20 protein-coding genes are annotated in these 21894 nt (G+C 67.2%); 10 read left to right on the top strand and 10 right to left on the bottom strand.

All coding sequences use genetic code 11. From position 1 onward, the window contains the following. The first annotated feature begins 128 nt into the window (after nt 1-128). Complete coding sequence (gene purT, locus QP552_RS05815; RefSeq protein WP_111112969.1) at nt 129-1316, top strand: formate-dependent phosphoribosylglycinamide formyltransferase; 1188 nt, start codon at nt 129-131, stop codon at nt 1314-1316. 141 nt (nt 1317-1457) lie between these two features. Here purT and QP552_RS05820 read toward each other — a convergent pair whose 3' ends face one another. Together QP552_RS05820 and QP552_RS05825 are read right to left on the bottom strand one after the other, a co-directional pair. After that, the gene (locus QP552_RS05820) at nt 1458-2666 is read right to left on the bottom strand and encodes an endonuclease/exonuclease/phosphatase family protein (protein WP_286075291.1); all 1209 of its coding nucleotides are present in this window, start codon (nt 2664-2666) and stop codon (nt 1458-1460) included. 37 nt (nt 2667-2703) lie between these two features. Then, entirely contained in the window at nt 2704-3459 is a 756-nt protein-coding gene (locus QP552_RS05825) for an arginyltransferase (protein ID WP_286075292.1), read from the bottom strand. Between the two features lie 156 nt (nt 3460-3615). Here QP552_RS05825 and QP552_RS05830 point away from each other — a divergent pair, with 156 nt between their 5' ends. Next, nucleotides 3616-4176, top strand: a complete 561-nt coding sequence (locus QP552_RS05830) for an EF-hand domain-containing protein (protein WP_286075293.1) — start codon at nt 3616-3618, stop codon at nt 4174-4176. A gap of 51 nt (nt 4177-4227) precedes the next feature. Here the strand turns inward: QP552_RS05830 and QP552_RS05835 are convergent, their stop codons facing one another. From QP552_RS05835 to QP552_RS05850, 4 genes are all read right to left on the bottom strand, one after another. Beyond that, entirely contained in the window at nt 4228-5451 is a 1224-nt protein-coding gene (locus QP552_RS05835; protein WP_286075294.1) for a sigma-70 family RNA polymerase sigma factor, read from the bottom strand. Between the two features lie 148 nt (nt 5452-5599). After that, nucleotides 5600-6109: a pathogenicity-like protein gene (locus QP552_RS05840; protein ID WP_286075295.1), complete on the bottom strand. Its 510-nt coding sequence runs from the start codon at nt 6107-6109 to the stop codon at nt 5600-5602. Nucleotides 6110-6113: 4 nt separating this feature from the next. Beyond that, nucleotides 6114-7022 carry an acyl-CoA thioesterase II gene (gene tesB / locus QP552_RS05845; RefSeq protein ID WP_111112964.1) on the bottom strand — a complete coding sequence of 303 codons (909 nt, stop codon included), beginning with the start codon at nt 7020-7022 and terminating at the stop codon, nt 6114-6116. Nucleotides 7023-7122: 100 nt separating this feature from the next. Beyond that, entirely contained in the window at nt 7123-7899 is a 777-nt protein-coding gene (locus tag QP552_RS05850; RefSeq protein WP_012479449.1) for an enoyl-CoA hydratase/isomerase family protein, read from the bottom strand. A gap of 34 nt (nt 7900-7933) precedes the next feature. Here QP552_RS05850 and QP552_RS05855 point away from each other — a divergent pair, with 34 nt between their 5' ends. Then, entirely contained in the window at nt 7934-8380 is a 447-nt protein-coding gene (locus tag QP552_RS05855) for a copper chaperone PCu(A)C (RefSeq protein WP_111112963.1), read from the top strand. 92 nt (nt 8381-8472) lie between these two features. On the opposite strand, the gene QP552_RS05860 is transcribed toward QP552_RS05855, so the two are convergent. The 3 genes from QP552_RS05860 to uvrA all read right to left on the bottom strand — a co-directional run bounded on the left by QP552_RS05860 (nt 8473) and on the right by uvrA (nt 12690). Then, a complete protein-coding gene (locus QP552_RS05860) occupies nt 8473-9198 on the bottom strand; it encodes an enolase (RefSeq protein WP_111112962.1) in 726 nt (241 codons plus the stop codon). Between the two features lie 85 nt (nt 9199-9283). Continuing rightward, nucleotides 9284-9691: a thioesterase family protein gene (locus tag QP552_RS05865; protein WP_049443720.1), complete on the bottom strand. Its 408-nt coding sequence runs from the start codon at nt 9689-9691 to the stop codon at nt 9284-9286. After that, complete coding sequence (uvrA, locus tag QP552_RS05870; RefSeq protein ID WP_111112961.1) at nt 9691-12690, bottom strand: excinuclease ABC subunit UvrA; 3000 nt, start codon at nt 12688-12690, stop codon at nt 9691-9693. The genes QP552_RS05865 and uvrA overlap by 1 nt, the downstream gene beginning before the upstream one ends. 318 nt (nt 12691-13008) lie before the next feature. Here uvrA and rplU point away from each other — a divergent pair, with 318 nt between their 5' ends. The 3 genes from rplU to cgtA all read left to right on the top strand — a co-directional run bounded on the left by rplU (nt 13009) and on the right by cgtA (nt 14845). Next, nucleotides 13009-13317: a 50S ribosomal protein L21 gene (rplU, locus tag QP552_RS05875; protein WP_006424709.1), complete on the top strand. Its 309-nt coding sequence runs from the start codon at nt 13009-13011 to the stop codon at nt 13315-13317. 18 nt (nt 13318-13335) lie between these two features. Continuing rightward, nucleotides 13336-13599 carry a 50S ribosomal protein L27 gene (gene rpmA, locus QP552_RS05880; protein ID WP_005415704.1) on the top strand — a complete coding sequence of 88 codons (264 nt, stop codon included), beginning with the start codon at nt 13336-13338 and terminating at the stop codon, nt 13597-13599. 193 nt (nt 13600-13792) lie between these two features. Further along, on the top strand, nt 13793-14845 hold the full coding sequence (gene cgtA, locus QP552_RS05885) for an Obg family GTPase CgtA (RefSeq protein WP_106549432.1): 1053 nt from the start codon (nt 13793-13795) through the stop codon (nt 14843-14845). 682 nt (nt 14846-15527) lie between these two features. On the opposite strand, the gene rpsT is transcribed toward cgtA, so the two are convergent. Then, complete coding sequence (gene rpsT / locus QP552_RS05890; protein ID WP_005408560.1) at nt 15528-15797, bottom strand: 30S ribosomal protein S20; 270 nt, start codon at nt 15795-15797, stop codon at nt 15528-15530. 117 nt (nt 15798-15914) lie between these two features. Between rpsT and murJ the strand changes: the two genes are divergently transcribed. The 4 genes from murJ to lspA all read left to right on the top strand — a co-directional run bounded on the left by murJ (nt 15915) and on the right by lspA (nt 21894). Then, on the top strand, nt 15915-17519 hold the full coding sequence (gene murJ / locus QP552_RS05895) for a murein biosynthesis integral membrane protein MurJ (RefSeq protein WP_286075911.1): 1605 nt from the start codon (nt 15915-15917) through the stop codon (nt 17517-17519). Between the two features lie 75 nt (nt 17520-17594). Then, complete coding sequence (locus QP552_RS05900; protein WP_111112447.1) at nt 17595-18542, top strand: bifunctional riboflavin kinase/FAD synthetase; 948 nt, start codon at nt 17595-17597, stop codon at nt 18540-18542. After that, complete coding sequence (gene ileS / locus QP552_RS05905; protein ID WP_111112448.1) at nt 18539-21370, top strand: isoleucine--tRNA ligase; 2832 nt, start codon at nt 18539-18541, stop codon at nt 21368-21370. Before QP552_RS05900 ends, ileS begins: the two co-directional genes overlap by 4 nt. Further along, on the top strand, nt 21370-21894 hold the full coding sequence (gene lspA / locus QP552_RS05910; RefSeq protein WP_111112449.1) for a signal peptidase II: 525 nt from the start codon (nt 21370-21372) through the stop codon (nt 21892-21894). Before ileS ends, lspA begins: the two co-directional genes overlap by 1 nt.

Consider the following 21894-nt stretch of genomic DNA (forward strand, 5'->3'; position numbering starts at 1 on the left):
CGTCCTTGAGGGTTCAGAGTGAAGATATCAAAGTGATATCACTTGTCGACTACCGTTCGTCGGATGCCGTGGCTGGGGGGCGGCCAGCTAGAATGCCCACCCGCCTTCACATCGCTGCTGGAACCGCCATGGCCAAGCTTGGAACTCCGTTGTCCCCCTCCGCCACCCGCGTGCTGCTGCTGGGCTCGGGCGAGCTCGGCAAGGAGGTGGCCATAGAGCTGCAGCGGCTGGGCGTGGAAGTGATCGCCGCCGACCGTTACGCCGACGCGCCGGCGATGCAGGTCGCGCACCGCTCGCACGTGATCGACATGCTGGACGCGATGGCCCTGCGCGCGCTGATCGCCCAGGAACAGCCGCACCTGGTGGTGCCGGAGATCGAGGCCATCCACACCGAGACCCTGGTCCAGCTGGAGCAGGAACAAGGCCTGCGGGTGATCCCGACCGCACGCGCCGCGCGCCTGACGATGGACCGCGAGGGCATCCGCCGCCTCGCCGCCGAGACCCTGGGCCTGCCGACCTCGCCGTACCGCTTCGTCGATACCGAGGCCGAGTACCGCGCCGCGGTGGCCGCCATCGGCCTGCCGTGCGTGGTCAAGCCGGTGATGTCGTCCTCGGGCAAGGGCCAGAGCACGCTGCGCAGCGAGGCGGACATCGCGCCGGCCTGGGACTACGCGCAGACCGGTGGCCGTGCCGGTGCCGGCCGCTGCATCGTCGAAGGTTTCATCGATTTCGACTACGAGATCACCCTGTTGACCGTGCGCCATGCCGGCGGCACCTCGTTCTGCGCACCGATCGGCCACCTGCAGAAGGATGGTGACTACCGCGAAAGCTGGCAGCCGCAGCCGATGTCGGACAAGGCGCTGGCGCGTGCCGAAGAGATCTCGCGCGCGATCACCGACGACCTCGGTGGCTGGGGCCTGTTCGGCGTCGAGTTGTTCGTGAAGGGCGACGAAGTGTGGTTCAGCGAAGTGTCGCCGCGCCCGCACGATACCGGCCTGGTGACGCTTGTGTCGCAGGAGCTGAGTGAGTTCGCGCTGCATGCGCGCGCCATCCTCGGCCTGCCGATCCCGCTGATCCGCCAGAGCGGTCCGTCGGCCTCGTGCGCACTGCTGGCGCACGGCGAGGGCGTGCCGTACTTCAACAACGTCGCCGCTGCGCTGCAGGTGCCGGATACCGCGGTGCGCCTGTTCGGCAAGCCGAGCGTGCACGGCCACCGCCGCGTTGGCGTGACCCTGGCGCGCGCCGAAACCATCGATGAAGCGCGTGCCATCGCGCGTGAGGCTGGCGACGCCATCGGCGTCGAACTGCGTCCGTAAGACGGTAGCGCCGGGCCACGCCCGGCGGCTTTCCCTGCGCTGCGCGAATCTACTGTAGAGCCGAGCCCGCGCTCGGCTGCTTTTCAATCCGCGCCGCGCGCGGGAGCCGAGCGTGGGCTCGGCTCTACAGAGCAATCTGCCTTACGGCTTCACATCCACCCACACCAGGTGGTGGTCGCTGCCGTCGGCGATCTTCGCTTCCGGGCTTTCATTGGCCGGCCAGAAGATGCCGCTGCCCACGTATTCGAAACCGGTCGAGGGCAGCACGTAGTCCAGGCGCATGGTGCCGGATTTCGGGCCGAAATCGCCGGTGGCATGGAACGGCGCGCCCTTGCGCTCGATGCCCTTGGCCGCATAGGCCAGGCTGGTCTGCTCGCCGCCGATGCTGCGCGGGGTGGGGTAGCGCAGCACGCGGGCGTTCTCGATCAGTTCGACGATCGCCTCATGGCGCCCATCGCCATCGACCGGGTCGTTGTTGAGGTCGCCCAGGATCACGAAGCGCGCGTCCTGCGCCAGGCCACCGCACCGGCCCTTGTCGTCGCACAGCCACGGCTTGTCACCCTTGGACAGGTATTCCTGCCACAGGCGCAGTTCGTCGTGGTTGCGCGCGGCATTGCGCTTCTCCGGGCCGTCGAACACCGGCGGGGTCGGGTGCGAGACCAGTGCGTGCACCACGCCGGCCGGAGTCTTCACCGGCACGTCCCAATGCGACTTCGACGACAGGCGCAGCTGCGACCACACGTGGTCGTTGTAGAAGCTCTGGCCGGTGCGCGGATCGACCGGACGGATCGCACCGGGCATCGCGCTCCACTTCAGCAGCTGGAAGCTGCGCACCTTGGCTTCGTCGATCGGATAGCGCGACAGCACCAGCATGCCGTACTGGCCGGGATGCAGGCCGTAGCCCCACGCATCGTTGCCGCGGCTGCGGCCTTCGCCGCCGACCACGCCGTTGTTGTCCAGGTCCAGGCCGCTCGGCACGCCGGTGTTGACCGGGGCCAGGTAGCGGTAGGCGAAGTGCAGCGGCTTGCCGCCGCCGGGCTGGGCCACTTCCAGGTAGCGTTTCTGGAACAGCTCGGCGGCGCGGTGGGCGTCGTCGAAGTCGAACTCGTTCAGCAGCACCAGGTCCGGGCGCACCTGCTGCAGTACCGCGGCGATCTTGCGCGCGTGCTCGCTGTCGCCTTCCAGCTCCTTGATCAGGCCACCGGCGTCGTCGGAGTACAGCGAAGTGTTGTAGGTGGCCAGGCGCAGCGCAGTGGACGGCTTTTCGGTCATCGCGGGGGACTTGGCGAAGGCGGGGGCGGTGGCGCCGCAGAGCAGGGCCAGGGCGAAGATCAGGGGTTTGGCGTTCATCCCCCTATTCTGCACCCGGCCCGGTGTCAGCGGTTTGTCAGCGCCCGTCCAGTTCGTTGTCGAAATCGTGCCAGCGGCGGCCGTCGTAGGCCTCCAGCGGATGGAAGCGGCGCTTGTAGTCCATCTTCTGGTGGCCGCGGATCCAGTAGCCCAGGTACACGTGCGGCAGGCCCTCGCGGCGGGCCCATTCGATCTGCTGGAGGATCGCGAAGGTGCCCAGCCCGCGCGCGGCGTGCTCCGGGTCGAAGAAGGTGTAGACCGCCGACAGGCCGTGCTCGGTGACGTCGGTCACCGCCACCCCCAGCAACTGGCTGGGCTGGCCGTCGTGGCCGGGCAGGCGCATCTCCATGAAACGGGTGTGCGACCAGCTGCCGATCAGGAACTGCTCGAACTCGTGCGGCCCGTGGTCGTCCATGCCGCCGTTGGCGTGGCGGTGGGTGAGATAACGGTGGTACAGCGCGAACAGGTCGTCGCGGGCGGTGGCGGCGGTGATCCGCACCTCCAGGTCGTCATTGCGGGTGGCGCAGCGGCGCTGGCTGCGGTCCGGGGCGAAGCGGGCCACGGGAATGCGTACCGCCACGCAGGCCTGGCAATGCGCACAGTGCGGGCGATAGACCAGGTCGCCACTGCGGCGGAAGCCCCAGCTCAGTGCCAGCGGGTACAGGCCGCCGAGGCGACGGTCGTGCGGGTCCAGCACCAGGTCGCGCGCCACCCGGTCCGACCAGTACCCGCAGGGGTGCTCGCCGGTCTGGAAAAGCCGCAGTTCGTCGTCTCTGTCGCCGTGTATCGCCATGGGCACAGCATAGCCCCAGGCCGTCGCAGTGGCGGCGACTGTCCGCCGGATGAATGGAACCGGCCACGGCGTCAACCGATGCCGCGCCCGGGCGTTGTTGTCTCCCGAGGGTGAAGTGATCACCCCGACGCAATTCCCATTCCCAGGAGTGACCCCATGATCCGTACCCCCCTGCTGCTGGCCCTGCTGCTCGGCACCTCCGCTTCCGGCATCGCGCTGGCGGCCGACACCCCGGCCGTGCCGGCACAGCGCCCGGCCAAGCTGGACACCAACGGCGACGGCGTCATCGATCGCAGCGAGGCAGCCGCCAACCCGCGCCTGGCCGCGAAGTTCGACGAGCTGGACAAGAACAAGGATGGCAAGCTTTCGCGCGATGAACTGCCGCGCTGGCAGCATGGTCGCCGTGGCCACGGCGGCGAGCGCTGGGCCAAGCTGGACGTCAACAAGGACGGGCGCATCAGCCGCGAGGAAGCCAAGGCCGATCCGCGCCTGGCCGCGCGCTTCGACCAGCTCGACCTCAACAAGGACGGCTACCTCGACAAGGCCGACCGCGAGCTGCGCATGAAGCAGCGCCGTGATGCCTGGTTCGCTGCCGCCGACACCAACAAGGATGGCCAGCTGAGCAAGGCCGAGTTCGACGCAGCCAAGGGTCCGATGCACGGCGGCCCGCGTCATGGCGGTCCGCGCGACGGCGCTGCGCCGAAGCCGCAGCGCTGAGGTTCAACGCAGTGAATGACGACAACGCCGGCGCACTGCCGGCGTTGTCCGTTACAGGCGGCCGCTGCGCATCAGCGAGTACACCACAAGCGCGATGACCATCAGGTTCATGGCGATGATGCCGGTGCGGCCGTACATCGATTCGAACTTCCAGTTGATGCCGGTTCGCCCGCGGCGGGCCGAATCGCGCGTGATCATTGGCGCCATCACGCGCTGCAGCGGCACCAGGCACTGGTAGTTGACCACGGCCAGTCCTACCGCCAGCACCGTCAACTGCCCCCAGACCGGCGCCTGCAGCATGACTGCCAGCAGGATTACCAGGCACCAGAACATGCCGGTGATGATGTTGAGATAGAGAAAGCGGCGTACCTCGGTCCGCTCGGACGCCGTTTCGGTGTACGACATCAGGAAGCGCCCGCCCAGATAGCTGCCGATCGCGCCACCGACCACGCCGCCGATGACCGCACCCCAGCTTTCGGCCGGCAACACATGCAGCTGGCCCAGCGTGGCGGTCAACGAGCCCATCGCGGTGCCTCCGGCAACACTGGCGCCGCCAAGGCCCAGCTTGCTGCCGCCCACGCCGACGCCCACGCCGGTTCCGAGCAGGATCGCGGCACTGGCCGTACCCGGCGCCGCGACCAGCACCATTGACACCACGGCGGTGGCGAATGCGGCGCTCGGTGCGCTGCTGCGGGCGAACTCACCGAAGCGCTGCAGCAGGCCGTCACGCACCAAGGCGCGGGCGCGTGACAGGCGCTTGCGCACCGCCGCGTCGCTGAGCCCGAGCAGATCGGCCACCTGCTGCGATCGTTGGCCTTCGCGGTAGTACAGCAGCAGTACTTCGCGGCTGTCGGCAGGCAGGGCGGAAATGATGTCCTCGGCGGCGATCTCTTCTTCCACCCGCTGCAGGCGGTCGGCGGCACCCGGGGCCGGGTCGGCGGCCATGCCGAGAGCCACCTCGGCAGCCTCGCCGGTCAGCGGCCGGCCACGCTGCGCGCGCAGCCAGTCGCGGGCCAGGTTGCGGGTGATCTGGCGCAGCCAGGGCAGGAAGCTGGTCGAACTGCGCAGCTGGTGCAGCTGCTGCCAGCCCTTCACGAAGGCTTCCTGGGCAATGTCCTCGCTGGCCTGGCGGTCGCGGGTGATGGCCAGCGCGATGGCGGTGACCGTGTTCTGGCAGGCCAGAACGATGCGCCCGTAGGCGTGCTGGCAACCGCTGGCGGCGGCGGGCAGTTCGCGTTCCAGGGTCTGGTCGATCGATGCGGCGAACGTCGTCATGGCGGCGGCTCTCCTGCTGGGATTGTGTCCCAAGACGGAGCCGCGCGCCCAATGTGACCGGTTGGCTTCCCGGTAGCGCCGGGCCATGCCCGGCGGCGTTGCTGTCAGGCCGCGACGCTCGCCGGGCATGGCCCGGCGCTACCGCCCCTTACTTGGACGGCTGGATGCGGACCCGCACTTCTTCCTCTTCCGGTGCGGCCTGTGGAGCCGGTTGTGCCTGCTGCGGCTGCGCCTGTGGGGCAGGGGCCGGTGCCGCAGGCGCCGGGGCGCCGCGGTGGCGCAGGCCGATCACCAGTGCCACGCCGGCGATCACCACCAGCAGCGCGATGCGGATGCGCCAGGCCCAGCTGCGGCCGCCTCTGCCCGCTTCCGGGGCGTCGCGGAAGGCGAACTCGGCGGTCGGATGGTCGCGGCGGGTGGTGTCGAGCAGGCGCGCCTCGCGCAGGATTTCACGCGCGCGCGGCTGGTCGTCGGCGCGCACGATCCACACCGCCGGGTAGGCGTTGGCGTTGCCTAGGTCGGTATAGCTGAACTGGCCGCGGCGGCGGGTCTTGTACGAGCGCCCGTTGGTGACCTTGACGTCGATGCCATGCTCGCGCAGGAGCTCGGCCACGCCTTCGACGGTTTCCACGCGCTGGCTGCTGAAGATCTGGCGCATGGATTTACTCCTTGGCCGGCACGGCGGCGGCCGCGGCCTGGTCGGGAACGACGCGGATCAGGCCTTCCTGCGCGGTGCTGGCCACCAGCACGCCGTTGCGGGTGAAGAACTGGCCGCGGGCCAGGCCACGCGAATCCTGCGCGCTGGGGCTGTCCAGCGAATACAGCAGCCAGTCGTCGGCGCGGAACGGGCGGTGGAACCAGATGGCGTGGTCGAGCGAGGCCATCTGCACGTGCGGGTGGTAGTAGCTGATGCCGTGCGGGAAGGTTGCCGTGCCCAGCAGGTGGAAGTCGGAGGCGTAGGCCAGCAGCGCCTGGTGCAGCTCCGGCGCATCGCCAACCGGTTCGCTCAGGCGCAGCCACACCTGATGGTAGGGCGGGCGCTTGGGCGGGTTCAGTTCGTCGCGCGGGTAGACATGGCGGAACTCGAACGGGCCGCCGCGCGACAGCCAGCGCTGCACCTTGATCGGCAGCCGTTCCAGCACGTCGGCCGGCAGCGGGCGGTTCGGCTCGATGTCTTCCGGCTGTGGCACTTCGGGCATCTTGTGCTGGTGCTCGGCGCCGGTCTCCGCCTGCTGGAACGAGGCCGCGCAGAAGAAGATCACCTTGCCGTGCTGGATCGCGGTGACCCGGCGCACCGAGAAGCTGCCGCCATCGCGGGTGCGGTCCACGTCGTAGACGATGGGATGGTCGATGTTGCCGGCGCGCAGGAAATAGGCGTGCAGCGAGTGCACGTGGCGGCCGTTGTCGACCGTGGCCTGCGCCGCGGCCAGCGCCTGGCCCAGCACCTGCCCGCCGAACACGTACTTGGTGCCGATGTCGCGGCTCTGCCCGCGGAACAGGTTGTCCTCCAGCCGCTCCAGCGTGAGCAGGTCGATCAGCTCGGAGACGACGGGTTCGGGCGTGTCGTTCAAGGGGGCGGCCACAACAGGGAAAGAGGGCCTGATTATACCGGTCAGGGGTCAGATCCCTTTCGCGATGCGAAAGGGATCTGACCCCGGGCGCGGGCGAACGTTATTTGCCCAGCCGCGCCACCAGGGCCTGCAGCGCATTCTGTGCATCCGGGGCGAACCAGGCCTCGACGAAGCGGTCCAGCTGGATCAGGTCCGGGTGCAGCGCTTCGTGCAGGTCGGCGCGGGCGATGGCGCGGGTCAGCAGCATCGGCTGGCGCGGCTGCTTGAGCAGGTTCTGCAGCCAGGCGATGGCGCGCGCCACCACCAGGTCGCCTTCGGCCAGTTCATCGACCAGGCCGATCTGCAGCGCCTGTTCGGCCGGCACCAGCGAGCCGGTGGTCAGCAGCACGCCGGCGCGGTGCACGCCCACCGCACGGCGCAGCAGGCGCTGGATGCCCTCCGGCGCGATCAGGCCGACCTGCACTTCGTTCAGGCCAATGGCGTAGGGGCGCGACGGATCGGCGCTGCGCGCCATCACCCGGTAGTCGCAGCACAGGGCCAGCACGCAGCCGCCAGCCGGGGCGTGGCCGGTGATCGCCGCGACCACCGGGATGCGGCTCTCGGCCAGCGTGCGCACGGCGCCAAAGAAGGCGTTCCAGGTGTCCAACAACTTGTGCTTGTCATCGCCGTGCGAGAGCAGGTGCGGCACGTCCATGCCGCCGGTGAAGACGCGCTCGCTGCCTGACAGCACGATGCCGTGTGCGTCTTCGGCCATGGCCAGCTCGATGGCGTGGATCAACTGCCGGCACAGTTCGGTATCCAGGGCATTGACCGGCGGCCGCGCCAGGCGCAGTTCGCGGATGGGGCCATGGTTGATCACCTCGATGAGCGTCGTCATGCTGCGGTCTCGTTGCGAAGAAGGAACCTGGGCGATGATAACCAAACCATTCGTTGGCGTACTGTTGGTTCTGTGTGCGGCTGCAGCATCGGCCTCGGCCGCAGAACCGGCCTGCGTCACGGTGGAGCAGGGGTGGGCGCGGTTGCCACCGAATCCGGCGATGCCGATGACTGCTGGCTACGGCGTCATCCACAACGGCTGCGGCAAGGCGGTGGCGATCACCGGTGCGACCAGCAGCAGCTTCGATGATGTGTCGCTGCATGAGACCACGATTGTCGATGGCGTCAGCCGCATGCGCGCGATCGAGCGCCTGCCGCTGGCAGCCGGCGCGCGTGCCGAGCTCAAGCCCGGTGGCCTGCACCTGATGCTGATGCAGGGCAAGGGTGCGTTGAAGGAAGGCCAGGCGGTGCCGCTGCGGCTGCAGCTGGAAGGGGGGGGCGAAGCGAGCGCGACGTTGACCGTGCGCAAGGCTGCGCCGTAACGCGTCGCCCGTTTCGCCGGGCATGGCCCGGCGCTACCGGTGATGATCCGGCGGTCATGCCTGGGTAGCGCCGGGCCATGCCCGGCGGGATGCTACGTCCAGTCGAACGAGAACAGCACCGTGCGGCTCACCGGTTCGTACAGCATCACGATGGCATCGGCACCGGTGGCGCACCAGTTGTAGCCAGCGACGTCAGCCACGGCGAAGAACTTGTTGCCATTGCGGGTGATGATCACCGTTTCGGCGTCGTCCGGGGCGTCGGGGTCATCGGCAGCCTCGGTGAAGCCAAGCTCGAAGGCGGCGGGAATCTCTGCAGTTTCGGTCCAGTTGCCGAAACCGATCGGGCCACCCAGCGTATCCAGGTATTCACGCTCGCTGGGTTCGCCCTTGCCGAAGCGCGAGTAGCAGGCCAGGCGGCCATGGGCGGCATGGTAGTCACGCGCCTTGGCATAGCTCTCGCGCATCTGTGCGATGTGTTCGCGCGCGTACTTGTCATCCACCTGGTCGCCGATGAAGTAGCCCTCGTTGCCGAGGAAGCGCATCTCGTTGCCGGCAGTCAGTTCGAAGGCGATCCAGTTGGTGCCGGTGAAATCGTTGTGGTGCGCTTCGGTGGTTTCACCGATGCAGCCGTCATACGGCTCGATCGGGCACAGCATTGTGGCCACCTGGCCAGCCAGCTCCGGGCGCAGTACGCCAAGGTCGATCTTCAGCAGCGGCAGCAGGTGCTGCGCGAGCCACGCCTGGTCGGCAGGGAAGACATCGGCGGGGAAGGGGATCATGCCGGGCAGCAGGTCGCGCAGTTCAGTCTGGTGGATCATGTCAGTCCTTTGAATTGCAACGGTAGCGCCGGGCCATGCCCGGCGGACCAAACGCCGACCAAGGTCGGCATCTACCAGAAGCGGATCAGCTCGACGCGCTGCGGATTGCCTCCGGCAGCGGTGCGCTCTTGCCGGTCTGGGTATCCATCCAGACCACCACCACGTTGCCGTCCGAATACAGCTTCGACTCGTCCTGCTGGTCGACGATGCGGTGGCCGATGGTCACGCTGCTGTTGCCCAGGCGCTCGACGAACAGTTCGACCAGGATGTCGTTGGGCCACACGATCGGCAGCCGGTAGTTGACGTTGGTCGCAGCCACCACCGGTGCGATGCGGTCGGTCATCGAGACGCCGTCCACGCCCAGCATCCAGCGCACGCGCGCTTCTTCCAGGTAGGAGATGTACTTGGCGTTGTTCACGTGGCCCATGCTGTCCATGTCACGCCAGCGCACGCTGATCGGAATGCGGGCCAGGATCTTGTGTTCGCTGCTCATCAGGCGTCCTTCTTCTTGCTGCCAGTAGTGGTCTTGCTTGCCTTGCCGGTGCTCTTGGCAGCCACTGCCTTCTTCGCCGGCTTGGCGGCCTTCTCAGGCTTCACCTTGCGCGGCGGGCGGGCGTCGGGCTTGTTGGCCACGGCGGCCGGCTGCTCGGGACGCGCGCTGGTGGAGGGCAGCATGCGCGCAAGGAACTGGCCGGTGTACGACTGCGGGCAGGCCGCCACGTCCTCCGGCGTGCCGGTCACCAGGATGGTGCCACCACGATGCCCGCCTTCCGGGCCCAGGTCGACGATCCAGTCGGCGGTCTTGATCACGTCCAGGTTGTGCTCGATCACCACCACCGTGTTGCCTTCGTCGCGCAGCTTGTGCAGCACGCCCAGCAGCGCTTCGATGTCGTGGAAGTGCAGGCCGGTGGTCGGCTCGTCGAGGATGTACAGGGTACGGCCGGTATCGCGGCGCGACAGCTCCTTGGACAGTTTCACGCGCTGCGCTTCACCACCGGACAGCGTGGTCGCGCTCTGGCCCAGCTTGATGTAGCTCAGGCCGACGTCGACCAGGGTTTCCAGCTTGCGGGCGATCGATGGCACCGGCTCGAACAGCTTCAGCGCATCCTCGACGGTCATTTCCAGCACGTCGTTGATGTTGAAGCCCTTGTACAGGATCTCCAGCGTCTCGCGGTTGTAGCGCTTGCCGTGGCAGACATCGCACGGCACGTACACGTCCGGCAGGAAGTGCATCTCGACCTTGATCAGTCCATCGCCCTGGCAGGCCTCGCAGCGGCCACCACGCACGTTGAAGCTGAAACGGCCCGGCGAATAACCACGCGCACGCGCTTCGGGCACCTGCGCGAACAGCTCGCGCAGCGGGGTGAACAGGCCGGTGTAGGTGGCCGGGTTCGAGCGCGGGGTGCGGCCGATCGGCGACTGGTCGATGTCCACCACCTTGTCGAACAGGTCCAGGCCATCGATCTCCTTGTACGGCGCGATCGGGTGCGAGGAACCATTGATTTCGTTGGCGGCCAGCGAGAACAGGGTGTCGTTGATCAGGGTCGACTTGCCCGAGCCGGACACGCCGGTCACGCAGGTCAGCAGGCCCGACGGAATCGCCAGGTCCACGCCCTTCAGGTTGTTGCCGCTGGCCCCGCGCAGGTGCAGGGTCATCTTCGGGTTCGGCTTGTGCCGGCGCGCCGGAATCTCGATCGCGCGCTTGCCCGACAGGTACTGGCCGGTCAGTGAACGTGGTGCCTCCAGGATGTCCTGCAGGGTGCCCTGGCCGACGATCTCGCCGCCATGCACGCCCGCGCCCGGGCCGATGTCCAGCACATAGTCGGCCAGGCGGATTGCATCCTCGTCATGCTCGACCACGATCACCGTGTTGCCCAGGTCACGCAGGCGGGTGAGGGTGCCGAGCAGTCGTTCGTTGTCGCGCTGGTGCAGGCCGATGGACGGCTCGTCGAGCACGTACATCACGCCGACCAGGCCGGCGCCGATCTGGCTGGCCAGGCGGATGCGCTGTGCCTCGCCACCGGACAGGGTGTCGGCCTTGCGCTCCAGGGTCAGGTAATCCAGGCCCACGTCGACCAGGAAGCCGAGGCGTTCGCCGATTTCCTTGACGATCTTCGAGGCGATTTCGCCACGCCAGCCCGGCAGGCTCAGTTCGCTGAAGAACTTCAGCGCCTCGTCGATCGGCAGCACCACCAGGTCCGGCAGCGGGCGGTCGGCGACGAATACGTTGCGTGCTGCCTTGTTGAGGCGGGCGCCATGGCATTCCGGGCACGGCTGTTCGCTGATGTACTTGGACAGTTCCTCGCGCACCGCCGGCGACTCGGTTTCCTTGTAGCGGCGTTCGAGGTTGGGAATGATGCCCTCGAAGCGGTGCTTGCGCTGGGTGCGGCCACCGGCTTCGGTGAAGTAGGTGAAGGTGATCGCTTCATCGCCGCTGCCGTACAGCACGGCCTGCTGCACGTTCTCCGGCAGCGAGTTCCACGCCGCGTCGACGTCGAACCTGTAGTGCTTGGCCAGCGAGGCGATCAGCTGGAAGTAGTAGGCGTTGCGGCGGTCCCAGCCGCGCACCGCGCCGGCGGCCAGCGACAGTTCGGGGTGCACCACCACGCGCGAGGGGTCGAAGAACTCGGCCATGCCCAGGCCATCGCAGCCAGGGCAGGCGCCCATCGGGGCGTTGAACGAGAACAGGCGCGGTTCCAGTTCCGGCAGCGAGTAATCGCAGACCGGGCAGGAGTACTTGGAGGAGAACAGCGTCGGCGCGGTTTCGGCGTTGTCCAGGCTCTGCACCGAGGCCATGCCGTCGCCCAGCTTCAGCGCGGTCTCGAAGCTCTCGGCCAGGCGCTGCTTGATGTCTTCGCGCGGGCGGAAGCGGTCGATCACCGCTTCGATGGTGTGCTTCTGGCGCAGCGCCAGCGGCGGCACCGCATCGATTTCATGCAGCTCGCCGTCCACGCGCACGCGCACGAAGCCCTGCGCGCGCAGCTGGTCGAAGACCTGTGCATGTTCGCCCTTGCGGTCGCGGATGACCGGCGCCAGCAGCATGTAGCGCTGTTCCGGGTCCAGGGTCAGCACCTGGTCGACCATCTGGCTGACCGTCTGCGCTTCCAGCGGATAGCCGTGGTCCGGGCAGCGCGGGGTGCCGACGCGGGCGTACAGCAGGCGCAGGTAGTCGTAGATCTCGGTGATCGTGCCGACCGTCGAACGCGGGTTGTGCGAGGTCGACTTCTGCTCGATCGAGATGGCCGGGGACAGGCCCTCGATGTGGTCCAGGTCCGGCTTTTCCATCACGCTCAGGAACTGGCGTGCATACGCCGACAGCGACTCGACGTAGCGGCGCTGGCCTTCTGCATAGATGGTGTCGAACGCCAGCGAGGACTTGCCCGAACCGGACAGGCCGGTGATCACGATCAGCTTGTCGCGGGGCAGGTCGAGGTCGAGGTTCTTCAGGTTGTGCGTCCGCGCGCCGCGGATGCGGATGAAATCCATCGCCATGGGGGATCCGGTTGTGGGGGCGTTGGCTGGGTGCCGGGCCAGCAGGGAACGGCAATCGGTCAGCCTACCGAGGTGACCAGATGGGGGCAATGGGCGACAATGCCAGCCCGGTGTCTCACCTTCTGAGACAGGCCGACAGGCAGGGGTCAGATCCCTTTTCACAACGTGAAAAGGGATCTGACCCCGTTCCGGCCGGGCTTCCCAGGCCGTTCAGGGGTTGACTTGACCCGCGCCCGCTGATCTGCGTACAATTCCGCTCCTGTCCGCCCTCGACGGCGGCAGTCCATAGACCACAATAACTACAGAGGAAGTCTGGTCATGTACGCAGTACTGGTCACCGGCGGTAAGCAATACCGCGTGGCGCAGGGCGAAAAGCTCCGCGTCGAAAAGCTCGAAGTCGAAGTCGGCAGCGAGATCAAGTTTGACAACATCCTGATGCTGGGCGACAGCGATGGCGTGAAGCTGGGCGATGCGCTGAAGGGCGCTGCCGTCACCGCCAAGGTCCTGTCCCAGGGTCGTGCTGACAAGGTCCGGATCATCAAGTTCCGTCGCCGCAAGCACCACATGAAGCGTCAGGGTCACCGTCAGTACTACACCGAAATCGAGATCACCGGCATCGCCGGCTAAGCATCAGGAGAAGCAGTCATGGCACATAAAAAGGGCGTAGGCTCCTCGCGCAACGGTCGCGACTCCAACCCGAAGTACCTGGGCGTCAAGATCTTCGGCGGCCAGGCCATCGAAGCCGGCAACATCATCGTGCGTCAGCGCGGCACCCAGTTCCACCCGGGTTCGGGCGTTGGCCTGGGCCGTGATCACACCCTGTTCGCCCTCGTGGACGGCAAGGTGGAGTTCTCGGTCAAGGGCGCCAAGAAGCGTCGTACCGTCAGCATCGTCTCGGCCGACGCCTGATCCAGGCATCGCCGGCACCCATGCCCCGGCATGGCCGTGCTGGATGAAGAGCACGCTGCATGGAGAGCCCCGCTTCGGCGGGGCTTTTCGTTAGAGTGAACGCAAGACCGGCTGTGCCGGGTTGCCGGCCCGCGGCCGGCATGACATTCAAGGCGACGGCAGGCAGGCCGCGCCCATCGCAGGCATCGAAACAATGAAACTGGTAGACGAAGCAGAAATCGAAGTGTTCGCCGGCAACGGCGGCAACGGCTGCATTGGCTTCCGTCGCGAGAAGTTCATTCCGCTCGGCGGCCCGGACGGCGGCGACGGCGGTGCGGGCGGCAGCGTGTACATCCGCGCCGACGAGAACCTGAACACCCTGGTCGACTTCCGCCATGACCGCATCTTCAAGGCGCAGCGCGGCGAGAACGGCATGGGCCGCCAGGCCTATGGCAAGGGCGGCGAAGACCTGACCATTACCGTGCCGGTCGGCACCGTGGTGATCAACGTTGCCACCGATGAAGTCATCGGCGACCTGACCCAGCACAACGATCGCCTGCTGGTGGCCAAGGGCGGCCGCGGCGGGCTGGGCAACATGCACTTCAAGAGCTCGACCAACCGCTCGCCGCGCCAGGCGCTGCCGGGCGAGCCGGGCGAAGAGCGCACGCTGAAGCTGGAGTTGAAGCTGCTGGCTGATGTCGGCCTGCTGGGCTTCCCCAATGCCGGCAAGAGCACCCTGATCCGCGCCGTTTCCGCGGCGACGCCGAAGGTGGCCGATTACCCGTTCACCACGCTGTACCCGAACCTGGGTGTGGTGAAGGTGGAGAACTACCGCAGCTTCGTGATCGCCGACATTCCGGGCCTGATCGAGGGCGCGGCCGACGGTGCCGGCCTGGGCGCGCAGTTCCTGCGCCACCTGCAGCGCACCCGCCTGCTGCTGCACCTGGTGGACATCTCGCCGATGGAAGGTGGCGTGGAAGGCATTTCGCCGGTGGAGCAGGTGCGTGCGATCGAGCGCGAGCTCGAAAAGCACGATCCGGAACTGCTGAACAAGCCGCGCTGGCTGGTGCTGAACAAGGCTGACCTGATGTTCGAGGACGAGGCCAAGGCCGCGGCCGAGCAGATCGTCGCCGAGCTGGGCTGGAAGGAGCCGTGGTTCCTTGTCTCGGCGCTGGGCCGCGAAGGCACCTTCCCGATCATGAGCCGGATCATGGCCTTCTTCGATCGCCAGAAGGAAGAAGAGCAGGAAGCCCGCGACGCGCAGTAGAGTCGACTGTTAGTCGACTGGCGTTGATGAAAACCCGGCTTCGGCCGGGTTTTTTGTGGCCTGCGCGATGGGGTTGGCTGGCTGAGGCGATGGCTCCGGCTGGGGCGACGGGCTTCGGTTGGCGCAATGGCTCCCGCTGGGGCGACGGGCTCCGGCTGGGGCAATGGCTCCCGCTGGGGCAATGGCTCCGGCTGGGTAGAGTCGACTGTTAGTCGACTGCTCTTCGCGCTACCCGTAAAGCCCGCGCTGCGCGCGTTAGTCGACTAACAGTCGACTCTACCCCGTCGAAGCAGCCAGTCGAAGCAGCCAGTCGAAGCAGCCCGTCGAAGCAGCCCGTCGAAGCAGCCAGTCGAAGCAGCCAGTCGAAGCAGCCAGTCGAAGCAGCCAGTCGAAGCAGCCAGTCGAAGCGGCCAGTCGAAGCGGCCCGTCGAAGCGGCCCGTCGACGCAACCAGTCGACGCAACCAGTCGACGCAACCAGTCGACGCAACCAGTCGACGCAACCAGCCGACGCAGCCAGTCGACACAGCCAGCCGACGCAGCCAATCGACGCAGCCAATCGACGCAGCCGGCCGATGCCACCGGACCTGTGGCAATCCCCGGATCGCAGGCAACAAAAAACCCGGCCGAGGCCGGGCTTTTGTCTGCTGCCCGCACCCCGAAGGGCAGGGCGGCAACGCCGGATCAGGCGGCCTTGAGGGCCTTGATGCGGTCGTTCAGGCGGCTCTTGTGGCGAGCAGCCTTGTTCTTGTGGATCAGGCCACGCGCGCTGAAGCGATCCAGGATCGGCTGGGCAACGGCGAAGGCGGCTTCGGCGCCGGCGGCATCGTTGGCGTCCAGCGCCTTGATCACTTTCTTGACAGCGGTGCGCAGCATCGAGCGCTGAGCCACGTTGCGCGCGTTGCGCACGACGGTCTGCTTGGCGCGCTTCTTGGCGGACTTGATATTGGCCACGGTGGTGGTTTCCTGAAAAAATCGGTGTTATGGGAACAGCAAGCTAGCTAGTATGATGGCGTAAGAAATGCACGTCAAGTCGATTGTCAAGAGGGACGCTGAGTGAGTTCACCCAAGTTGTTGCGGGGCCTGCTGTCGTTCAGCAGCATGACCATGGTCTCGCGCGTTCTCGGACTTGTCCGGGACTTCGTGGTGACCACCACGTTCGGCACCAACGCCATCACTGATGCTTTCTGGGTCGCCTTCAGGGTACCCAATTTCCTGCGGCGTTTGTTCGCCGAAGGCTCTTTCGCCACCGCTTTCGTGCCCGTGTTCACGGAAGTGAAGGAAACCCGCAGCCACGCCGAGCTGCGTGAACTGATGGCCCGTACCGCCGGCACCCTGGGTGGGGTGCTGATGCTGGTCACCGCGCTGGCGCTGATCTTCGCGCCGCAGCTGGCCTCGGTCTTCTCAAGCGGCGTTGATACCGACCCGGTGAAGCAGGGCCTGCTGGTCGACCTGTTCCGCCTGACCTTCCCGTTCCTGCTGTTCGTCTCGCTCACCGCCCTGGCCGGTGGCGCGCTGAACAGCTTCCAGCGCTTCGCGATGCCGGCGCTGACCCCGGTCATCCTCAACCTGTGCATGATCGCCGGTGCGCTGTGGCTGGCGCCGCGGCTGGGCGGCACCCCGGAGAAGCAGATCCTGGCGCTGGGCTGGGCGGTGCTGGCCGCCGGCATCCTGCAGCTGCTGTTCCAGCTGCCCTCGCTGAAGGGCATCAATCTGCTGACCCTCCCGCGCTGGGGCTGGAGCCACCCGGGCGTGCGCAAGGTGATGACGCTGATGGTGCCGACCCTGTTCGGCTCCTCGGTGGCGCAGATCAATCTGCTGCTGGACACCGTGATCGCGGCCAAGCTGACCGATGGCTCGCAGTCCTGGCTGTCGCTGGCCGACCGCTTCCTGGAGCTGCCGCTGGGCGTGTTCGGCGTGGCGCTGGGCACGGTGATCCTGCCGGCGCTGGCCCGTCACCACGTCAGCACCGACCGCGAGGGCTTCTCGCGCTCGCTGGACTGGGGCCTGCGCATGACCCTGCTGATCTCGGTGCCGGCCATGCTCGGCCTCCTGCTGTTGGCCGAACCGCTGATCGCGACCATCTTCCAGCACGGCCAGTTCAGTGCCTTCGATACCCGGATGACCGCGCTGTCGGTGTATGGCCTGAGCTTCGGCCTGCCGGCGTTCGCGCTGCTGAAGGTGGTGCTGCCGGCGTTCTACGCCCGCCAGGACACCAAGACCCCGGTGCGCGCCGGTGTGGCCGCACTGGTGGCCAACATGGTGTTCAACTTCGCCCTGCTGGCGGTGCTGTACCAGGTGATGGTGCCGGACGAGCTGAAAGCGCAGGGCGTGATGGCGGCCATCGGCAAGCAGCCGGGCCTGCACCTGGCACTGGGCATCGCCAGCGCGCTGTCCAGTTACCTGAACCTGGGCCTGCTCTGGTACTGGCTGGGCAAGACCGATGTCTACCAGCGCCGGCCGGGCTGGGGCGGCTATCTGCTGCGCCTGCTGTTGGCCTGCGTGGCCATGGTCGCCGCCCTGCTGGCCCTGCTGCACTGGCTGCCGGCGTTCTCGGCGATGGGTGTATGGGAGCGGATCGGCAGCCTGTCGCTGCTGGTCGGCGGCGGCGGTGCCACCTACGCAGTGGCCATTGTGGCGATGGGCTTCCGCCCGCGCGACCTGCGCGGGCATTGATCACCGCTTGTGGCGGCTATACTTCAGGGTTACACCATTGAAGCGGCGGCCCCGGTCGGGCCGGAACGAGAGTTGATGAGCAGGCTGTTCAGAAGCGTCGAGGGCGGGGAACTGTTCCCCAACGGAAGCGTGGTCTGTATCGGTGCATTCGACGGCCTCCACCTGGGCCATCGTGCGCTGGTGCGCCATGCGGTTGCCCGCGCGCGCGCCTTGGGCGTGGCCGCCGTGGCCGTGGCCTTCGAGCCGCTGCCGCGTGAGTTCTTCGCCCAGGGCACACCGCCGCCGCGGCTGACCCTGGCGCGCAGCAAGGTCGAGATCCTGCGCGAACTCGGCGTCGATGCGGTCGGCCTGCTGCGCTTCGACGCGGCGATGGCAGCGATGCCGGCCGAGACCTTCGTACGCCAGCTGCTGGTGCAGCGCCTGAACGCCCGCGAAGTCTGGATCGGCCCGGAGTTCTGCTTCGGCAACCGCCGCCGTGGCGACCTGGCCCTGCTGCAGAAGATGGGCGCCGAACTGGGCTTCACCGCGGGCGAAATTGAAGCGGTCGACCTGCATGGCGAACGCATTTCCAGCACCCGCATCCGCCAGCTGCTGCAGGAGGGCGACTTCGCCCGTGCCAATGACCTGCTGGGTCGTCCGTACGCGATCAGCGGCCGGGTGGTGCGCGGGCGCCAGCTCGGCCGTACGCTGGGCTTCCCCACCGCCAACCTGCGGTTCCCGAAGACCCCGGCGCTGTCGGGCATCTACGCGACCTGGGTGCACGGCGTGTTCGACCAGCCGTGGCCGTCGGTGTCCAGCTTCGGCACGCGGCCGACGGTGGAGGGCGTGGAGCCGCTGCTGGAAGCCCACCTGTTCGATTTCCAGGGCGACCTGTACGGGCGCCACATCGACGTGGAGTTCGTCGCCAAGCTGCGCGACGAAGAGAAATTCAATGATCTGGCGGCACTGACCGACCAGATGCACCGCGACGCCGAACAGGCGCGCGCCATCCTTTCCGAACATAGATTGCGAGCCACTGCGTGAGCCAGGACTACAAGACCACCCTGAACCTGCCAGCCACCGAATTCCCGATGCGCGGCGACCTGCCCAAGCGCGAGCCGGGCATTCTGGCGCAGTGGGAAGCGCAGGGGCTCTACCAGCAGCTGCGCGACAACGCCGCCGGCCGCCCGCTGTTCGTGCTGCATGACGGCCCGCCGTACGCCAACGGCCGCATCCACCTGGGCCACGCGGTCAACAAGATCCTGAAGGACATCATCGTCAAGTCGCGCTACCTGGCCGGCTTCGATGCGCCCTACGTGCCGGGCTGGGACTGCCACGGCCTGCCGATCGAGATCGCGGTGGAAAAGAAGTGGGGCAAGGTCGGCACCAAGCTCGACGCCGTTGAATTCCGGCAGAAGTGCCGTGAGTTCGCCGAAGAGCAGATCAACATCCAGCGCGTGGACTTCAAGCGCCTGGGCGTGACCGGTGACTGGGACAACCCGTACAAGACCCTGAGCTTCGACTTCGAAGCCAACGAAATCCGTGCACTGGCCAAGGTCGTGGCCAACGGCCACCTGGTGCGCGGCGCCAAGCCGGTCTACTGGTGCTTCGACTGCGGTTCGGCGCTGGCCGAAGCCGAAATCGAATACCAGGAAAAGGAATCGCCGGCGATCGACGTGGCCTACGCCGCGCGCGACGCACAGGCCATCGGCCAGGCGTTCGGCGTGAGCGTGCCGGCCGACGTCGAAGTGGCGGTGCCGATCTGGACCACCACGCCGTGGACGCTGCCGGCCTCGCTGGCGGTGTCGCTGGGTGCGGAAATCAACTACGTGCTGGCCGAAGGCCCGGCCCACAACGGCAAGCGCCGTTGGCTGGTGCTGGCTGCCGCGCTGGCCGAGCGCGCGCTGCAGCGCTATGGCGTTGACGAGGTGGTGCTGCACGGTGAAACCACCGGCGCGGCGCTGGAAAACCAGCTGCTGGCGCATCCGTTCTACCCGGAACGCGAGATCCTGGTGCTCAACGGCGACCACGTCTCCGACGAGGACGGTACCGGTGCGGTGCACACCGCCCCCGGCCACGGCCAGGAAGACTTCGTGGTCAGCCAGAAGTACGGCCTGCTGGACAAGTACAACGCCGGTCAGGTCACGCCGATCGACGGCCGTGGCGTGTACCTGGAATCGACCCCGCCGGCAGGTGATGTGGTGCTGGCCGGCCAGCACCTGTGGAAGGCGCAGGAGGCCATCGTCGGCGTGCTGCGCGACAACGGTTCGCTGCTGGCGTTCCATCCGATCCGCCACAGCTACCCGCACTGCTGGCGCCACAAGACGCCGGTAGTGTTCCGCGCCACCCCGCAGTGGTTCATCTCGATGGACAAGGCCAACCTGCGCAACGATGCGCTGGCCGCCATCGATACCGTCGGCTGGTTCCCGACCTGGGGCAAGGCGCGCATCCAGAGCATGGTCGACGGTCGCCCGGACTGGACCATCTCGCGCCAGCGCACCTGGGGCGTGCCGATCGCGCTGTTTACCCATCGCCAGACCGGCGAGATCCACCCGCGTTCGGTCGAGCTGATGCAGCAGGTCGCCGACCGCGTCGAAGCCGAGGGCATCGACGTGTGGTACTCGCTGGATGCCGCCGAACTGCTGGGCGCTGAAGCGGCCGACTACGAGAAGGTCACCGACATCCTCGACGTCTGGTTCGATTCGGGCGTGACCCATGAGGGCGTGCTCGCCGCGCGTGGCTTCGGCAAGCCGGCCGACCTGTACCTGGAAGGTTCCGACCAGCATCGCGGCTGGTTCCAGTCCTCGCTGCTGACCGGCGTAGCGATCGACAAGCGCGCCCCGTACAAGCAGTGCCTCACCCACGGTTTCACCGTGGACGAGCACGGCCGCAAGATGTCCAAGTCGCTGGGCAACGGCATCGAGCCGCAGGACATCATGAACAAGCTGGGCGCGGACATCCTGCGCCTGTGGATCGCCTCGGCCGACTACAGCAATGAGATGTCGTTGTCGCAGGAGATCCTCAAGCGCAACGCCGACGCCTACCGTCGCCTGCGCAACACGGCACGCTTCCTGCTCGGCAACCTGGACGGCTTCGATCCGGCCCAGCACCTGCAACCGCTCGACCAGATGGTCGCGCTGGACCGCTGGATCGTGCATCGCGCGTGGGAGCTGCAGGAGAAGATCAAGGCAGCCTACAACGGCTACAACATGGCCGAGATCGTGCAGCTGCTGCTGAATTTCTGCAGCGTGGACCTGGGCTCGCTGTACCTGGACGTGACCAAGGACCGCCTGTACACGATGCCGACCGATTCGCACGGTCGCCGTTCGGCACAGAGCGCGATGTACCACATCGCCGAAGCGTTCACCCGCTGGGTCGCGCCGATCCTGACCTTCACCGCCGACGAGCTGTGGGGCTACCTGCCGGGCGAACGCGCCGGCCACGTGCTGTTCACCACCTGGTACGACGGCCTGGCGCCGCTGCCGGCCGATGCCCAGCTCAACGCCACCGACTTCGACCAGCTGCTGGCTGTGCGCGAGCAGGTGGCCAAGGTGCTGGAGCCGATGCGTGCCAACGGCGCGATCGGTGCCGCGCTGGAAGCGGAAATCACCATTGCCGCCAACGAGGAGCAGGCCGCGAAGTGGCAGCCGCTGGCCGATGAACTGCGCTTCCTGTTCATCAGCGGCGACGTGCAGGTGCGCCCGGCGACCACCGACGAAGTGTTCGTCAGCGCCCAGCCGACCACCAAGGCCAAGTGCGTGCGCTGCTGGCACCACCGCGCCGACGTCGGCAGCAACGCCGATCATCCGGAACTGTGCGGCCGCTGCGTGAGCAACATCACCGGCGCCGGTGAAGTACGGAGCTGGTTCTGATGGCCGCGCCCCGTCCGCACCCGAACGCCCTGATCTGGCTGCTGCTGTCGGCCGCCATCATCGGCCTGGACCAGTGGTCCAAGGCCTGGGTCCTGTCGAGCCTGCCGGAGTTCCAGCCGGTGGTTGTGATCGACGGCTTTTGGAACTGGTACCGCACCTACAACACAGGCGCCGCGTTCAGTTTCCTGAGCGACGCTGGTGGCTGGCAGAAGTACTTCTTCACCGCGCTGGCCATTGCCATCAGCGGCCTGATGGCCTGGTGGCTGCGCGGCACCGCCCGCGGCAACTGGAAGGCCGCGGTGCCGTATGCGCTGATCATCGGCGGTGCCATCGGCAACGTGATCGACCGCCAGGTGCACGGCCACGTGGTCGATTTCATCCAGTGGTACGTGGGCAGCTACACCTGGCCCTCGTTCAACATCGCCGATTCGGCCATCGTGGTGGGTGCCATCGGCATCGCCCTGTTTGGCCTGTTCGAAGGCAAGTCCGCCAAAAAGGCGGATAATGCCAACCCGAAACCGTAA

The sequence above is a fragment of the Stenotrophomonas sp. 59 genome (assembly GCF_030291095.1).
GTDB classification, from domain to species: domain Bacteria; phylum Pseudomonadota; class Gammaproteobacteria; order Xanthomonadales; family Xanthomonadaceae; genus Stenotrophomonas; species Stenotrophomonas maltophilia_Q.